At 37.4% G+C, this 3,087-nt stretch carries 2 protein-coding genes; one reads left to right on the top strand and one right to left on the bottom strand.

Annotated features, from left to right (window positions below; all coding sequences use genetic code 11):
* Nucleotides 1-351 precede the first annotated feature (351 nt).
* The gene (locus VFS71_RS09505; RefSeq protein WP_326400934.1) at nt 352-813 is read right to left on the bottom strand and encodes an Lrp/AsnC family transcriptional regulator; all 462 of its coding nucleotides are present in this window, start codon (nt 811-813) and stop codon (nt 352-354) included.
* Nucleotides 814-969: 156 nt separating this feature from the next.
* Between VFS71_RS09505 and metE the strand changes: the two genes are divergently transcribed.
* Nucleotides 970-3,087: 5-methyltetrahydropteroyltriglutamate--homocysteine S-methyltransferase (metE, locus tag VFS71_RS09500; protein ID WP_326400932.1), on the top strand; the 2,118-nt coding region annotated here is incomplete at its 3' end.

The following is a 3,087-nucleotide window of genomic DNA, read 5'->3' as shown; positions in this document are numbered from 1 at the left end:
TTCAAAACCCAAACGGGTTTCGTCTTGCTCGATTCTTAATCTTTTACCTGTGTCTCCTTGTCGTTTTAGTGATAATAATTGTTCCCAGTTCATAATATGTTTTTCGGATTTGTTTTCAAAGATAGAGAAATAGATAGATTTTAAAAACAAAAGTGGTTTTGTAATAAGTGTAAATGCCTTTAAAAACGACAGGTTTTCTTTATATTACAACAGTTGTTTGCGTGAGGGATAGAAGCTAGCTACCAAAGTAGTGCGGATAGCCCGACGTCGTTGAGGAAAGGGGCTGTATAAGCGGTGTCATAAGTAAGCCCCTTTTCTCAACGGAGGCACGTCCAGATTATCACTATTTCATCAAATCGCCAATGCCGTGCTGTGTTTTATTTCCCCCATAACAAAAACACTCTGGGTATTCCCAATATTCTCAATAGTCGAGAGTTTGTTCATTACAAAATCCTGATAACTGGACATATCTTCGACCAGGATTTTCAACATAAAATCATAATCACCCGCAATGTTATAGCATTCTATAATTTCTGGAAGTGCGACTATGTCTTTCACAAAATTGCTCCCCACGTTTTTGGCGTGTTCCTTGAGCCGAACATTGCAAAAAACGGTCATCCCAAGATTCATTTTTTTCTTGTCCAACAAAGCTACATACTTCATTATATATCCATCGCGCTCCAGTCGCTTGATGCGCTCGTAAACGGGAGTTACGGTTAAGAATAGTTGGCTGGCCAGCTCTTTTATGTTGATATTGGAGTTTTCCTGTAGCTGTTTTAAGATTTGTAAATCAACATTATCAATATTTTCCATGGTTTTTATTACTGTTAGAATTCAATTACAAAATTTAATTTAGCACAAATTACTACAAAACTAAAACAATACACATTATTTTACTGAAATATACAACTAATTTAATATTAATTACCAAACTATATAATTTTGCTCAGTAATAAATACTGAAAGAAAATGAAAACAAACAATTTAGGTTACCCACGAATTGGCAGCAACAGAGAATTAAAAAAAGTGAATGAGCTGTATTGGGCCAACAAAATTTCGGCTGAAGATTTATTGACCACAGCTGCAACAATCAGAAAGCAAAATTGGCAATTGCAAGCGGGCAGAGGGATTGATTTAATTCCTTCCAATGACTTTTCCCTTTATGACCAAGTATTGGATTTGACGCTGATGCTGGGTGCGATTCCAGAACGTTACCAAGAATTTGCCAAAACAAACAATTCTCTTGATTTGTATTTTGCCATGGCGAGAGGTGCTCAAAAAGCAGGACAAGATGTTGTAGCAATGGAAATGACCAAATGGTTTGATACAAACTATCATTATATTGTTCCTGAGTTTACAAAAAATCAAAAATTCGAATTGTTTTCGACCAAAATAATTGCAGAATTCATTGAGGCCAAAAAACTAGGAATTGCAACAAAGCCTGTACTTATTGGACCTGTTTCTTATTTATTGCTCGGGAAAGAAAAAGAAGACGGTTTTCACAGAATTGATCTTATCGATAAATTACTTCCTGTGTATTTTGATATCCTGAACGCATTACAAACCGAAGGAGCTGAATGGATTCAACTAGATGAGCCATTTCTGGCATTGAATTTAACCGATAAAGAACGTAATGCCATCACTCGTGTTTATAATGAAATCAACAAAAATTTCCCTTCGCTAAAAATAGTTCTAACCAATTATTTCGACTGTTACGGAGAAAATCTGGAAACTGTTTTGGCTTTACCGGTACACACTTTACATTTGGATTTGGTGCGTTGTTCGTCTCAGTTGGATGATATTTTAGAGTCTAAACTCTTCTCCAAAGACACTACACTTTCCCTTGGAGTTGTTGACGGAAGAAACATTTGGAAAAATGATTTCAAAAAATCATTAGCTACTATCAAAAAGGCAACAGATGCCCTAGGCAACGACAGAATTATGATTGCTCCATCTTGCTCGCTTATCCACAGCCCTTGCGATTTGGATCTAGAAACCAATGACGACACCTTGACTCCCGAAATCAAACAATGGTTGGCATTCGCCAAACAAAAAATCGAAGAGGTGACACTTTTAAAATCTTTTGCTTCGAATGAACAAGAAGCTGAAAGTTCATTGCGATTCATTGAAAACACCGTTGCCAATGAAAACCGAAAAACATCCAAACTAATACACAACCCTGCCGTAAAAAGCCGTGTAAATTCAATCACAACAAAGGATTCAAAAAGAGAAAGCACATTTGCCATTCGAAGAAAAAAACAAATAGACGTGTTGAATCTCCCTTTGTTCCCAACCACAACAATTGGTTCTTTTCCGCAAACAACCGAAGTAAGAAGCTGGAGAGCCAAATTCAAAAAAGGAGAATTAAACCAAGAACAATACAATGATTTACTTCAAAAAGAAACCGAAGAAACGATTCGTTTTCAGGAAGAAACCGGTATTGATGTTTTAGTTCACGGAGAATTCGAGCGCAATGATATGGTGGAATACTTTGGCGAGCAGTTAGACGGATTTACCTTTACCAAAAATGGTTGGGTACAAAGTTATGGTAGCCGTTGTGTGAAACCACCCGTGATTTACGGTGACGTTTCCCGTCCAAATCCTATGACAGTAAAATGGGCACAATTTGCTCAATCGCTTACACCAAAATGGGTAAAAGGAATGCTAACCGGTCCTGTAACTATTTTGCAATGGTCATTTGTGCGTAACGATCAACCACGTTCTGAAACCTGCACACAAATTGCTTTGGCCATACGTGATGAAGTAGTCGATTTAGAAAAAGCAGGAATCAAAATCATTCAAATTGACGAACCTGCAATTCGAGAAGGATTACCATTGCGCAAAGAAGAATGGGATACTTATCTGGACTGGGCAATAAAAGCCTTTAGAATTTCGGCCAGTGGCGTAAAAGACGACACCCAAATTCACACCCACATGTGCTACAGTGAATTCAATGACATTATCCAAAACATTGCCGATATGGATGCCGATGTGATTACCATAGAATGTTCACGTTCGCAAATGGAATTACTGGATGTTTTTGCCGATTTTAAATACCCTAACGAAATAGGCCCTGGAGTTTACGAC

The sequence above is a fragment of the Flavobacterium sp. genome, from assembly GCF_035760125.1.
In the GTDB taxonomy this organism is placed as follows: domain Bacteria; phylum Bacteroidota; class Bacteroidia; order Flavobacteriales; family Flavobacteriaceae; genus Flavobacterium.
The sequence above is the reverse complement of the archived record's forward strand: the minus strand, read 5'-3'. Positions and strand labels throughout refer to the sequence as shown.